Below are 12415 nucleotides of genomic sequence, written 5' to 3'. Positions count from 1 at the left end.
GAACGAAAAGGGTCAACCTGCGGGCATGGCGCCATGATACAATGGCCATCATAACGACAAGAAAGCGAGTCCTTCCATGTCCTCGAAAGCCGCCCTCCGGTGGCTGGCTGCAGCCGCTGCCGCCGCCGTCGCCTATGTGCTCTACAAATCCTATCTGGCCGACCCGCAGGCGGCCGGCTTTCTGGCGCTCAAGCCGCCCGGACAAGGGCCGGACAAGCTCGGCTCATGGCTGGCCGTGCTGCAGCTCCACATCGCCGCCGCCTGCGCGGCGACCGCTTGCGGCCTGCTCGGCTTCGCTCCGGCCGGCCGCCGCACGCCGCGACGCTTGCCGTTTCACCGCTGGAACGGCTATCTCTATTTCATCTGCGTCTTCCTCGTCTGCTTGACTTCAGGCTACATGGCGCCGTATGCGACCGGAGGCAAATGGGCCAGCGTCCCGTTCAACCTGCTCAACATGCTGTGGCCGGCGATCACGCTGCTCGCCATCCTTCGCGCCCGCAAGCGGCGGCTGGCCGCCCACAAGCGGCTGATGATCCGCAGCTATGCCTTTTGCTTCAACAACATGACGCTGCATCTGTTCACCGGCTTGTTTACGGGCTTGCTTGAACTGCCCTATGCCGCCGGCTATGCGGCCGCGCTTTACGCCAACATCGCCTTCCTGCTGCTCGCAGGCGAGCTCGCTATCCGAATGCTGCGGGTGCCCCGAGATGAAGGAGGCCGCGCTTGAGGAAAAGGATGCCGCAAGCGCGGCCCTTTTTCGGACCGGGAAATGACGACCGGGAATAGAATTGGAACTTGGCCGCCCCGCTCCGAATCCGCTTCAGCTTCAGCGAAAGCTGAAGCTTATTCCCGTTTCAACCGGTAGTCCAGGATCGGCCAACCTCTTTTGCATCGAAAATAGGATTCATTTTGCATAAGAAAATAACCTTTTTAACGTAAACTCGATCTTTCATCCGCAAATCCGACTGAATAGTTTGAATATTTTACCCTTTTAAACTACGTCAATAAACCTAACTCCATCTAGCATTGGCATCCATAAATGGGACTAAAGCCTCTTCCTCTTGCTTAAATAAAGCGCTTCCATATCAATTAAAACAAATAAATATCTGTGATAATGAGTATTTATTCACTGTTTACGAACACACAGCTTTTGATTTACAATCAGTGTCACGAAATATGACGTATTTTCTTGCAGCTTTGCCGTTGTCCTCCTTTATTTCTCAAAAAAAAGAAATTAAATCAACGCATTGCTTTCCTGATGCATCAACGCATTAAAGTAAATAACATCCAAAACGTCATGAGGGAGAGATGGCATGGCACCGAGCCTGCTGGAATTGACAGACCTGCATACGCACTTCGCCACCGATCGCGGAGAGCTGCCGGCCGTGGACGGGATCGACCTGACGATCCGCTCCGGCGAGATTGTCGGCATCGTCGGAGAATCCGGCTGCGGCAAAAGCGTCACCTCCCTGTCGATCATGCGGCTGCTGCCCGAGCCGCTTGCCCGCTATGCGGGCGGATCGATCCGCTTCAAGGGCGAGGATCTGCTCCGCGCCAAGGAAAAGCGCATGAAGCAGGTGCGCGGCAACGAAATCTCGATGATTTTCCAGGAGCCGATGACCTCGCTCAACCCGCTGCTGACGATCGGCGAGCAGATCGGCGAGACGCTGCGCGTCCACCGTCCGGTAGGGCGCAAGGATGCCGCGGCGAAGGCGGTCGAGATGCTGCGCAAGGTCGGCATCCCCCGCGCCGAGGGCGTCGCCAAAGCTTATCCGCATCAGCTGTCCGGCGGCATGCGCCAGCGCGTCATGATCGCCATCGCGCTTTGCTGCGAGCCGGAGCTGCTCATTGCCGACGAGCCGACGACAGCGCTCGACGTGACGATCCAGGCCCAGATCCTCGACCTGATGAAAACGCTCAATCGCGAGACGGGCACGGCGATCATGATGATCACCCACGATCTCGGCGTCGTCGCCGAGCTGTGCGAGCGGGTCGTCGTCATGTACGCCGGCAAGATCGTCGAGGAAGGCTCCGTCCACGATATTCTGACTGACCCGCGCCATCCGTACACGCAAGGACTGATCCGCTCCATCCCGCGTCTGGACGAGGAGCGCGAGCGGCTGTACTCGATCCCCGGCCAGGTTCCGCGGCCCGGCGCGATCGCCCAGGGCTGCCGCTTCGCCCCGCGCTGCGAGCATGCGATGCCGATCTGCGGCGAGCAGCTGCCGGAGCTGATCGCGTGCGCCCGGCCGGCCCATCGCTCGCGCTGCTGGCTGAACACGGCCCAGGAGGTGGCGAATTGAACGCGGCGTCGAAGATCGAAAACCCCCCGCAGGCCGAGGCGCTGCTCGAAGTCGAGGAGCTCCGCACCCATTTCCCGATCCGCAGCGGCCTGCTCCAGCGGGTATCCGGCCATGTGAAGGCCGTCGACGGCGTGAGCTTCCAGGTCCGGCGCGGCGAATCGTTCGGCATCGTCGGGGAGAGCGGCTGCGGCAAGTCGACGACCGGCCGCTCGCTGCTGCGGCTGCTGGAGCCGACGAGCGGACGGGTCCGTTTCGACGGCGAAGACGTCCTTGCCTTGAAGGACGAGGCGCTGCGGCGCAAGCGCCGGGACATGCAGATGATTTTCCAGGATCCGTTCGCCTCGCTCAACCCGCGGCATCGCATCGGCAAGATCCTCGAGGAGCCGCTGATCGTGCACGGCATCGGCAGCGCGGCGGAGCGCCGCGAGCGGGTCGCCCGTACGATGGAGACGGTCGGCCTCAGCGCCTGGCAGCTCGACCGGTATCCCCATCAGTTCTCGGGCGGCCAGCGGCAGCGCGTCGCGATCGCGCGGGCGCTCATGCTGGAGCCCAAGCTGATCGTCGCCGACGAGCCGGTATCCGCGCTCGACGTGTCGATCCAGTCGCAGATCCTCAACCTGATGCAGGACCTGCGGGAGCAGATGGGGCTGACGTACGTGTTCATCGCCCATGACCTGAGCGTCGTGAAGCATTTTTGCGACCGGGTCGCGGTCATGTACCTCGGCCGGGTCGTGGAGATTGCGGACAAGCGCGGCCTATACCGGGAGCCCCGACATCCGTATACCAAGGCGCTGCTGTCCGCGGCTCCCAGCCCGGTGCCCGGCGCGGCCGCCGAGCGGATCGTGCTGCAGGGCGACGTGCCCAGCCCCGCGAACGTGCCGGAGGGCTGCGTGTTCCACACGCGCTGCCCGGTCGCGATGGACGTCTGCCGCTCGCAGCGGCCTCCGCTGAAGATCGACGGCGAGGGACATGGAACGGCTTGTCATCTCTATCCTTGAGGCTCGAAGGCAGAGATTTCAACATCATACAGCAAGGCATAGACCACACTCGGCATCAACCAACGACAAGGGGAGGAATCGATCTTGACCATCATCAAAGGCACCAAATGGACTTCCACCACGGCGATGCTGCTCGCCGCGACGCTCGCCTTCGCCGGCTGCAGCGGCAACAGCAATGCGCCTGCGGCACAAAACGGCGGCGCGACCGGCAGCCCGGCGCCGACCACGAGCACGGCTCCGTCCGATGGAGCGGCCAGCTCCCAGGACACGCTCATCGTCGCTCGCGGCGGAGACTCCGCCGCGCTCGATCCGGCCATCGTCACCGACGGCGAATCGACCAAGGTGACGGAGCAGATTTTCGAAGGGCTGCTGTCCTACAAACCGGGCACGACCGAGGTCCAGCCTGCGCTCGCCGAGAGCTATGAGGTGTCGGACGACGGCCTCACCTACACGTTCAAGCTGCGCCAAGGCGTCAAGTTCCATGACGGCACCGACTTCAACGCCGACGCCGTCGTCTTCAACTTCAACCGCTGGAGCGATCCGAACAGCCCGAACAAGTACGAGGGCGACTCGTTCTACTATTACGACTCGATGTTCGGTCCGGAAGGGTCGCGCGTCATCAAGGAAGTGAAGGCGATCGATCCGGCCACCGTGCAGTTCACGCTGAACAAGCCGCAGGCGCCGTTCCTGCAGAACATCGCCATGCCGTCGTTCGGCATCGCGTCGCCCAAGGCGGTCGAGGAGAAGAAGGACAAGTTCAAGAGCGAGCCGGTCGGCACCGGGCCGTTCGTCTTCAAGGAGTGGAAGCGCAGCGAGTCGATCACGGTCGAGAAGAATCCGAACTACTGGCAGTCCGGCCTGCCGAAGCTGGCGCGCGTCATCATCACCGTCATCCCGGACAACTCGGCTCGCCTGACGGCGCTGCAGAACGGCGAGATCGACCTGATGGAGGGCGTCAACCCGGACGACCTCGGCACGCTGGAGAGCAACGCCGAGCTGCAGAGGATCGAGCGTCCGTCGTTCAACGTCGGCTACGTCGGCTTCAACCTGAAGAAAAAGCCGTTCGACGATCCGAAGGTGCGCGTCGCCCTCAGCCACGCCGTCAACAAGGAAGGCATCATCAGCGCCTTCTACGCCGGCCTCGCTGAAGCGGCGGTCAACCCGATGCCGCCGAGCACGCTCGGCTGGAACGCGGACGTCAAGGATTATCCGTACGATCTCGAAAAGGCGAAGCAGCTGCTCGCCGACGCCGGCTACCCGAACGGCCTGCCGGAGGAGATGGTGTTCTACGCCATGCCGGTCGCGCGCCCGTACATGCCGGACGGCAAGAAGGTGGCCGAAGCGATCCAGGCCGACTTCGCCAAGATCGGCGTCAAGACGCGCATCGAATCGCCGGAGTGGGCGACCTATCTCGACGACGCGAAGGATGGCGAGAAGGACGACCTGTTCATGCTCGGCTGGAACGGCGACAACGGCGATCCGGACAACTTCCTGTTCACGCTGCTGCACAAGGATACGATCGGCAGCAACAACTACAGCTTCTATTCCAATGAAGAAGTGAACAAGCTGCTGAGCGAAGGCCAGGCCGAGACGGATCCGGCCAAGCGCGAGGAGCTGTACAAGCAGGCGCAGGTGCTGATCAAGCAGGACGCGCCGTGGATTCCGCTCGTGCACTCGACGCCGCTGCTGGCGGGCAAGGCGAATCTCAAGGGCTACGTGCCGTCGCCGACCGGCGGGGAGCCGTACAGCGAAGTCTATTTCGAGTAGGCCGATATGCTGAACTATGCGATTCGCCGCCTGCTGATGCTCGTCCCCGTGCTGCTCGGCATGACGGTCATCGTGTTCATGATCATCCGGGCCATCCCCGGCGATCCGGCTGAGGTCATCCTCGGGGAAAAGGCCAGCCCGCAATCGAAGGAAGCGCTCCGTCAGGAGCTGAAGCTCGACGAGCCGCTGTACGTCCAGTACGGCGACTATCTCGGCAAGCTGCTGAGCGGCGACCTCGGCAAGTCAATCCGCAGCAAGGAGCCGATCGCCACCGAGATCGGGCCGTACCTGGCGGCGACGCTGGAGCTGACGGCGTTCGCGATGCTGTTCGCGATTGTCGTTGGCGTCAACGCCGGCATCGTCAGCGCCTGGCGGCAGAACTCCTGGTTCGACTATGCCAGCATGCTGATCGCCCTCGTCGGCGTGTCGATGCCGATCTTCTGGCTCGGCCTGATGGAGCAGTGGATCTTCGCGCTGGAGCTCAAATGGCTGCCGTCGATCGGCCGCGCGAATCCGCGCGACCCGATCGACGCCGTCACCGGCCTGTACCTGATCGACACGCTCGTCGCCGGACGGTTCGACCAGTTCGGCACCGTGCTCAAGCATCTGGTCCTGCCGGGCGTCGCGCTCGGCACGATCCCGATGGCGATCATCGCGCGCATGACGCGCTCGAGCATGCTGGAGGTGCTGCGCTCGGACTACATCCGCACCGCCAAGGCCAAAGGGCTGTCCCAGCTCGGCGTCATCTACAAGCATGCGCTGCGCAACGCGTTCATCCCGGTGCTGACGGTCATCGGCCTGCAGTTCGGCCTGCTGCTCGGCGGAGCGGTGCTGACCGAGACGATCTTCGCCTGGCCCGGCATCGGACGCTACATCTTCGATGCGATCAGCGCGCGCGACTATCCGGTCATCCAGTCCGGCATCCTGATCATCGCGTTCCTCTTCGTCCTCATTAATCTGCTGGTCGACCTGCTCTACGCGGCGGTCGATCCGCGCATCAGCTATAAGTAGGAGGGGTATCCGTGTCGCAACCGGCTGTGCGCCTGCCCGTCCCGCTGCCCAAGCCGGAAGAGGCGTCGTCCCCGTGGCGGGACGCCTGGCGCAGCTTCCGCCGCAATCGCATGGCGATGGCGGGGCTCGGCATCATTGTCTTTTTCATCCTCGTGGCCGCGCTCGCTCCGGTGATCGCCCCCTACGACTACAAGGAGCAGGAGCTGATGAACCGGCTCCAGCCTCCGGGCGGGGAGCACTGGCTCGGCACCGACGACCTGGGGCGGGACATCCTCTCCCGGCTCATCCACGGCGCCCGCATCTCCCTGTGGGTCGGCGTCTCGTCGGTGGTCGGCTCGATCGTCGCCGGCACGATGCTCGGCATCCTTGCCGGCTACTACGGCCGCTGGTGGGACGCGATCATCTCGCGCCTGTTCGACATCCTGCTCGCGTTCCCCGGCATCCTGCTGGCGATCGCCATCGTCGCCGCGCTCGGGCCGTCGCTGCAGAACGCGCTGCTCGCGATCGCCATCGTCAACGTGCCGGTGTTCGGCCGGCTCGTGCGGGCGAAGGTGCTCAGCCTGCGCGAGGAGGAGTACATCGTCGCCGCGCGCTCGCTCGGCATGAAGAGCTCGCGCATCCTGCTGCAGCATATCCTGCCTAACAGCCTCGGGCCGATCATCGTGCAGGGCACGCTCGGCATCGCGACCGCGATCATCGAGGCCGCGGCGCTCGGCTTCCTCGGCCTCGGCGCGCAGCCGCCGGATCCGGAGTGGGGCAAGATGCTGTCCGACTCGCGCCAGCTCATCCAAAAGGCGCCGTGGACGGTGCTCTTCCCCGGCCTTGCGATCATGCTCACCGTGCTCGGCTTCAACCTGATCGGCGACGGCCTGCGCGACGTGCTCGACCCGCGCATGAAGCGCTGATCGGGGCGCGGGGCGGGGCGCGCAGCGATTGGCTGGGCGCGGGACGCGCGGCGATTGGCTGAGCGCGGGCGCGCAGCGATTGGCTGAGCGCGAGCGTGCAGCGATTGGCTGAGCGCGGGACGCGCGGCGATTGGCTGAGCGCGGGCGCGCAGCGATTGGCTGAGCGCGAGCGTGCAGCGATTGACTGAGCGCGGGCGCGCGGAGCTTGCGCGGGTAGCCGGGCGCGGGACGCGCGGCGACCTTTGCGCTCCATACATCCGCCGCTCCTAACCCGCCCATCCCGGCGCGTTCCCGCCCATCCAAGGCTCATTTGTGCCTTGGATTTCCTATTCCGACGCCTCTCCCGCCCATCCAAGGCACATTTGTGCCTTGAATTTCCCATTCCGGCGCGTTCCCGCCCATCCAAGGCACATTTGTGCCTTGGATTTCCCATACAGGCGCGTTCCCGCCCATCCAAGGCACATTTGTGCCTTGGATTTCTCATTCCGGCGCGTTCCCGCTCATCCAAGGCACATTTGTGCCTTGGATTGCCCATTCCGGCGCGCTCCCGCCCATCCAAGGCACATTTGTGCCTTGGATTTCCTATTCCGGCGCGTTCCCGCCCATCCAAGGCACATTTGTGCCTTGGATTTCCCATTCCGGCGCGCTCCCGCCCATCCAAGGCACATTTGTGCCTTGGATTTCCCATTCCGGCGCGTTCCCGCCCATCCAAGGCACATTTGTGCCTTGGATTTTAATTTCTATCATCCCAGGTTGGCAGTCCCCTAGCCGAATCAGGTACACTAGCAGCAAAGAGGTGACAAGTCATGAAACAACATCGCTCTACATCCGGCGAGGTTAGGACCCAAGTAGTTCGAGAGTCGCTCGACGGCGTTCCCACGGCTGAGCTGGCCCAGAAGTACGCGGTTTCCCAAAGGTCGATTCGCGCCTGGGTGCGGGAGTATCAGGAGAAAGCTGCCCTTGCGAAAAAATCGACAGCATCGACAGGAGCTAGGCCCGACAACGCTCAGCGGCTGGCGGAGATGGAGGCGAAATACGAGCAAGTGCAGAAGCTTCTTGCGGAAAAGGAGCTCGAGTCGGAAATCCTGCGTGCCTTGATCAACACGAAAACGAATAGCCCTGCCTCGATGAACGACTCGAAGTCTCGAAATCATTCATCGGGCAGGGGAAATCGATAGCCCGCTTGCGCGGGCAGCATGAGCTGACGATCAGCAAGTAGAAGTTGCTTCGCTTCGGCCTTCGCTTCGGCCAAGAACTGATCTTGCTGAACTCTCGCAAAAGAAAACCTGGCTATGCGCCGCTACGCCAAATCCGGACGAAGGCGATAGCGGCATACTTTTCCTCCGGCCGCAACAGACTCGAACAAGCCTTTTTCCGCCAACCGCTTCAAATGGATCGCCGCCGTCCGCCGATGGACGCCGATCGCTTCCGCAGCCTTGAACGGATAGATGTCTCCTCCATGAGCGCGAGCGTAGCGCAGCAAAGCAGCATCGACTCGATTCATGCCTTCCCCTGCTCCATCCCCCTTGATGCCGACCGAGAAGTCCGAGCCGCTGCGGGCGATTTGCGCGATCAGATCCCGGACTTGATCCGGCTCCTCCTTCAGGGAGTCGTACGCGACGGTCAAGGTGCGGAACCCATGCGAGTGGAGAAACATTTCCCGCATCGCCTCTCTCCTGTAGCCGCTCCGGTCCATCTGCTGCACATGAGGGCCGAATCCTTTGACATCGATGTTGAAGCGCACGCCTTCGGCGAACCAGGCGAAGTCCAGATAACAGGCGGCTCCTCTCCAGTCCTTGACCTCATATTCGGGATGGAGATCGTCAAAATGACCGAACAGCGGCCACCATACCGCCCGCAGGAAAAGGATCTCTCCGTGAGCATGTCCGCGCTTGAGCCGGTCCTTCCGCTCTCCCGTCCGGGCATCGACATGCCGCTGAAGCCACGCCGCATGCGCCGAATCGAAAGACTGCCCTCGCCGATGCCCGGCGTGACGGGAAAAATCCATGCGGCTCAACGCCGCCTCCAGCCTTGGGGCAATTCGATATAACGGTAGACTCTCCGCTCTGACGGGAACAAGCCGAACTTCCCTTGATCCGCCTTTTCCTTAAACGAAGCCATCAGCGAACGAATCTCCGCTGGATCTTCCACCAGCGCATCATAAGCGATCGGCAGCATCCGGTATCCGCAGATCGTCATGTAGGCGTTGAACATCATCTCCCGGTTGCGCTCCTCTTCCGTCTGCCTGGCATACGTCTCGAATTCCTTGACCGCAATATGGAAATATTGATTGCCCTGCAGCCAGGCGAAATCAAGAAAAACCGGCGCTCCCTTCTCGTCCTGGACTTCATATTGCGGATGCAGATCGTCCAATCGACCGAACACCGGCCACCAGATCTCTTTCAGGAAAAGCATATCCTTCTCTTTCTGCCCCTGCTCCAGCCGCCGCCTCCGCTCCTTCGTGCTGCTTCGCAGATGGCGCTGAATCCAAGCCAGGCGCGCTTCCTCGAATCGCTGCTCTTGCTCTTGCCGATCCTCCATGCTCGTACAGCCTCCTCTTGAAAAAATGGATGCAAAAAAGCCCTGTACCGCCTCCCTGCCAGCCGGACGGTCTCAGAATTACGAGAGCTGTCGCTGACAGAAAAGATGGAACAGGGCGTTCTTCGCCACGAAACCAATCGGTCGGCACTCTTACATCCGTGCCGCTACAAGCCTATTCTAGCCAAGCGGCCGTCTGCTGGCAAGCCCCTTCTTCCGCTCGACGCTGCGGCCTCGCGTAGCTTGATCTTGCCACGCCTTGCCACGCCTTGCCATGCCTTGCCACGCCTTGCCATGCCTTGCCATGCCCTGCCACGCCTTGCCACGCCTTGCCATGCCTTGCCATGCCTTGCCATGCCTTGCCCTGCCATGCCTGCGCGAAAACTCCTTACAGCGCCCCCAGCGCCCACAGCCCGGCCTGGCGGACGAGCTTGCGGTACTCCGGATGCTGGAACGATTCGCGGCGATGGCCCGGCGACAGGTAGGCGACGCGTCCGAGACCATGCGCATGAGCCCAAGCAGCCGGCCAGCGGCTGCCTTCATGCTCGTACTCCAGCAGCACGGACGCCGTCGTTACGGTCGCTGGATCGAACCGGTAAGGCTCCTCCTCCATCCGGAAAGGCTCCACGCCGTCCAGCATCGGATGCGCGCGGCCCGCCTCGGTCGGCGAGTAGGCCAGCTCCGTCCAGTCCGGATGCCCGGTGAAAAAGCCCCCGATCAGCTTCGCGAGCTCCAGATCCGTCTGCAGGGAGATGCCGTTGTGCAGGACGAGCAGAGCTCCGCCCGCCTGTACGAACGACAGCAGCCCTTCGATCTCCTCCGGCTGCTTGCCGGTGCGCCAGTTGTCCGAGTAGGAAACGACGAGGCGATAAGGAGCCAGCGCCTCCGCGCGCAGCCGGCTGTAATCCTCCGTCGGCTCCAGCACCAAGGCGCCGTCGAAAATCGTCTCCAGCTCCGGATAAGCCGCGTCCAGCGGATGATACGGCGCCCGCTCCCCGTTGTCTCCAATTACGAGCGCCCGCGGCAGATGTCCATGGGATGTTGTCATGGGATGATTCCTCCTTGGAAAAAAATGCGTCATCGTCCGATGACGGAACGCAGCGAAGCGGGAGGCCCCGCTCGCTGACGGCTCCCTACGTCCAGCTCATATCCGCGCCGGTGTTGTCGATGAACGCCGGGTGATCCCGAGGCGTCCGATCCGCCAGATGCCCGTCGATGACGGTCGCGATGCCGGCGGCCGACTCTGCGGCCGTGTAGGTGCCCTCTTCGCTCAGCTTGCCGCTCATGTAGCTGCGCACCCAGCCGGGGTGGATGACGAGCACGCGGCCGCCGCGCGGCTTCAGCTCGTTGTGCAGGATGTTCGACTCGATGTTGAGCGCGGCCTTGGACATGCAGTAGCCGTACCAGCTTTCCCGCCACGTCTGATTGATCTGTCCCGCCTCAGACGAAATGTTCACGACAAGCTTGTCCTCGCCGGCGAGCAGCAGGCCGCTCAGCGCCTGCACGACCCGCAGCGGTCCGACCGCATTGACGGCGAACTGCCGGAACATCGCGTCATAGTCGATCTCGCCCAAGGCGCTTCCTTCCTTGTCGCCGACGACGCCGGCGTTGTTGACGATCAGCTCGAGACGGTCCGTCCGGCGCGCGGCCTCCTCCGCTGCGGCGCGCACGCTGTCCCCGTCGGCGACGTCGATGGCGAGCGGCACGAGCCGCTCCTTCCATTCCTCCGGCACCGGCTGCGGCTCCTGCCACTCCGGCATGTAGCGGCCGGCGAACACCGTATAGCCGCGCTGCAGCAGCTCCAGCGCCAGCGCGTAGCCGACGCCGCGGTCGGCTCCTGTTACAAAGGCATGTTTCATGCCCTTCCCTCCTCTATCGGTTCTGTTGAAAAGGCGACGGACGCTCGGCATGATCCTTCAAGCCGAACGGCCTGAAGCCGCGCCTGTCAAAACGCAGCCCCTGCTTATGAATGCGCTTCCCTCTCATTCTACCTGCAGAAGCCTGCCGGCGCCAACGCCCGAATCGGGCAGCGCGCAGCCTGCCTCCCGCTCACCGCCAGCTCCGCCTCGGCTGCCAGCCGAGCAGCCTCTTCGCCTTGGCGTTGCTCGACCAGGCCGCATGCGGCGGGCCGGAGCGGGCGAACTCCAGCAGCGACGGGTAAAAGCGAGCGGCCAGCTGCTCGTTCGGCACGAGCGAGCAGGTGTCGTCCGCCGTCACGTTCACCGCCTCGAAGCCGAGGCCGTCCGCTTCCACCGCGAGCCGGCAGGCGGCGGCCGCGTCGCGCGAGTCGACGTGGCTCCACAGGAAGCGCTCCGCGCCTTCGTGGCGGCTCAGCCACTCGTATTCCTCGGGGAGCGGCACATGCCCGAACCGCAGCGCGACCGCCTGCATGCCCGTCCGCCGATGGAACATCGCCATCGCCTGCTCGCCGGCGATCTTGGACAAGCCGTAGCTTTCCTGCGGCAGCAGCGGATGCGACTCGTCGACCGGCGCATGCTGCGGGGCGAAGCGATGGCGGGCGAAGCACCAGCCGTAGATCGACTCGCTCGAAGCGGCGGCGACGCGGGAGATGCCGAGCCCGGCGGCCGCTTCCAGCACCTGGTACGTCGACAGCGAGTTCAGGCGGAAAAGCTTCTCCGGCGACAGCTTGCCCGGCGCGTTGACACCGGCCAGATGAAGGACGGCGTCCGCGCCCTGGAGCGCGCCGTACACCTCTCCAAGATCGGTCAGGTCGGCGATCGCCGTCCGGCAGATCCGCTCCGCCGGCGCGGCGAGGTCGACGTTCACCGGCTCGTGGCCGTGCTCCAGCAGCTCGCGCAGCACGAAGCGTCCGATCCGTCCGCTGCCTCCGGTGACGGCGATCTTCATCGTCTCTCCTCCTTTTTCAGCCGGG

The 12415-nt window shown here is 63.4% G+C and carries 12 protein-coding genes; 7 read left to right on the top strand and 5 right to left on the bottom strand.

What is annotated here, in order from left to right; genetic code table 11:
- Positions 1-76 precede the first annotated feature (76 nt).
- From B8V81_RS15045 to B8V81_RS15015, 7 genes are all read left to right on the top strand, one after another.
- Positions 77-727, top strand: a complete 651-nt coding sequence (locus B8V81_RS15045; protein ID WP_101808654.1) for a DUF2306 domain-containing protein — start codon at positions 77-79, stop codon at positions 725-727.
- A 586-nt stretch (positions 728-1313) separates the two neighbouring features.
- Positions 1314-2303 carry an ABC transporter ATP-binding protein gene (locus B8V81_RS15040; protein WP_028597851.1) on the top strand — a complete coding sequence of 330 codons (990 nt, stop codon included), beginning with the start codon at positions 1314-1316 and terminating at the stop codon, positions 2301-2303.
- Positions 2300-3301: an ABC transporter ATP-binding protein gene (locus tag B8V81_RS15035; protein ID WP_240478957.1), complete on the top strand. Its 1002-nt coding sequence runs from the start codon at positions 2300-2302 to the stop codon at positions 3299-3301. The genes B8V81_RS15040 and B8V81_RS15035 overlap by 4 nt, the downstream gene beginning before the upstream one ends.
- Positions 3302-3427: 126 nt before the next feature.
- On the top strand, positions 3428-5068 hold the full coding sequence (locus B8V81_RS15030) for an ABC transporter substrate-binding protein (protein ID WP_101809427.1): 1641 nt from the start codon (positions 3428-3430) through the stop codon (positions 5066-5068).
- 6 nt (positions 5069-5074) lie between these two features.
- Positions 5075-6079: an ABC transporter permease gene (locus B8V81_RS15025; RefSeq protein WP_101808653.1), complete on the top strand. Its 1005-nt coding sequence runs from the start codon at positions 5075-5077 to the stop codon at positions 6077-6079.
- An 11-nt stretch (positions 6080-6090) separates the two neighbouring features.
- Positions 6091-6984: an ABC transporter permease gene (locus B8V81_RS15020; RefSeq protein ID WP_043110998.1), complete on the top strand. Its 894-nt coding sequence runs from the start codon at positions 6091-6093 to the stop codon at positions 6982-6984.
- Between the two features lie 806 nt (positions 6985-7790).
- Positions 7791-8162, top strand: coding sequence for a helix-turn-helix domain-containing protein (locus B8V81_RS15015; protein ID WP_101808652.1), 372 nt, complete (start codon positions 7791-7793; stop codon positions 8160-8162).
- Positions 8163-8284: 122 nt separating this feature from the next.
- Here the strand turns inward: B8V81_RS15015 and B8V81_RS15010 are convergent, their stop codons facing one another.
- The 5 genes from B8V81_RS15010 to B8V81_RS14985 all read right to left on the bottom strand — a co-directional run bounded on the left by B8V81_RS15010 (position 8285) and on the right by B8V81_RS14985 (position 12390).
- Entirely contained in the window at positions 8285-8992 is a 708-nt protein-coding gene (locus tag B8V81_RS15010) for a hypothetical protein (RefSeq protein ID WP_101808651.1), read from the bottom strand.
- A 5-nt stretch (positions 8993-8997) separates the two neighbouring features.
- Complete coding sequence (locus tag B8V81_RS15005) at positions 8998-9399, bottom strand: hypothetical protein (RefSeq protein WP_180968460.1); 402 nt, start codon at positions 9397-9399, stop codon at positions 8998-9000.
- Between the two features lie 511 nt (positions 9400-9910).
- Complete coding sequence (locus B8V81_RS14995) at positions 9911-10570, bottom strand: ThuA domain-containing protein (protein ID WP_028600394.1); 660 nt, start codon at positions 10568-10570, stop codon at positions 9911-9913.
- Positions 10571-10655: 85 nt separating this feature from the next.
- Complete coding sequence (locus tag B8V81_RS14990; protein ID WP_180968459.1) at positions 10656-11381, bottom strand: SDR family NAD(P)-dependent oxidoreductase; 726 nt, start codon at positions 11379-11381, stop codon at positions 10656-10658.
- 190 nt (positions 11382-11571) lie between these two features.
- Complete coding sequence (locus tag B8V81_RS14985; protein WP_028600392.1) at positions 11572-12390, bottom strand: NAD-dependent epimerase/dehydratase family protein; 819 nt, start codon at positions 12388-12390, stop codon at positions 11572-11574.
- Positions 12391-12415 lie beyond the last annotated feature (25 nt).

The sequence above is a fragment of the Paenibacillus pasadenensis genome (assembly GCF_002864175.1).
In the GTDB taxonomy this organism is placed as follows: Bacteria; Bacillota; Bacilli; order Paenibacillales; family Paenibacillaceae; genus Paenibacillus_O; species Paenibacillus_O pasadenensis.
The sequence above is the reverse complement of the archived record's forward strand: the minus strand, read 5'-3'. Positions and strand labels throughout refer to the sequence as shown.